Source organism: Synechococcus sp. R6-5 (assembly GCF_047461775.1).
GTDB lineage: Bacteria > Cyanobacteriota > Cyanobacteriia > Thermostichales > Thermostichaceae > Thermostichus.
Genome location: NZ_JANSHV010000366.1, coordinates 1 through 933 on the forward strand (window position 1 = coordinate 1; position 933 = coordinate 933).

Here is a 933-nt window from a genome sequence, read left to right on the forward strand (position 1 = left end):
AAGATGGAAGTTGTCATAGTACTGGCCAGTGAGATGACGGAGTACGACCCACAAGACACCGGGTGCGCTCTGGCATTCCCCATGCCTGATCGTCCGTCACGATTCCGCATCGGGCGCGGCGGGAACGGATCGCACGAGTGGAACGACACTGATGAGATGGGCATAACGCTCGAAGTCACCAGTGTTGTGTGTCAACAGGCGACGCACACCATGGACAAGCATCGTAGCGACACTATTCGTATCAACAAAGAGTGCATTATCGTCCATTGTCGTCATACATATCCTCACGACGGTAGGTGCTATCGACCGGCCAGGCCGTCATATTCAACATTTTTAGCCGCAGTGGTCTTTGTGGTGCGCGAGCAGGAACAGACTCCTCCACAACAAGTACCGCGCGGTGCGTACCCGGCGTCAGATCGGCCTGAGGCGGGATCTGAATGCTGCCATCGGGTAATACAGTAATGATCGTCTCAATCGTTTTCATGCCAGCGCCTCCTTCTCGATTGATTGTACCACTGCGTCCTCCCACAGGTATCATCATATCCAGGTTAGCAACGCCGTCATCATCGGTAATCACCAGGCGGATCGAGCAGCGCCGCAACCCACAGACTGCCGGTTTCGGTCAGATAGCGCTTCGCCAGCGCGCCGGAGTCGACGCAAACTGAGCGGCAGACCGCCGGCACGATCCAGGACGGCGTGAGATTCATCGAGCGTGAGCGTAGATTGCGCGGCGCGCGCTTGCTCTTCTGGACTCAGTTCCGTCAACAATCCAGCGGCGCGCAATGCCTCCGTCGTATTATAGCATTGCGTCCAGGGAAACGCAGAATGCACACGATCAACCGTTCGGCGCCCCTCACACCTGCACATGTATATGACATACGTGGCATAGCAATTATCGGCTATCAGCTATCAGCTATCAGCTATCGGCTATCG

General features: G+C 55.9%; 1 protein-coding gene. It reads right to left on the reverse strand.

Annotated elements, in window-relative coordinates; genetic code table 11:
- Positions 1-256: 256 nt before the first annotated feature.
- On the reverse strand, positions 257-484 hold the full coding sequence (locus NW818_RS13765) for a hypothetical protein (protein WP_414424875.1): 228 nt from the start codon (positions 482-484) through the stop codon (positions 257-259).
- Between the last annotated feature and the right edge of the window lie 449 nt (positions 485-933).

What these genes read in the sequence shown, in the direction of transcription:
- NW818_RS13765 (WP_414424875.1), bottom strand. Translation starts at nt 484, where the DNA reads ATGAAAACGATTGAGACGATCATTACTGTATTACCCGATGGCAGCATT.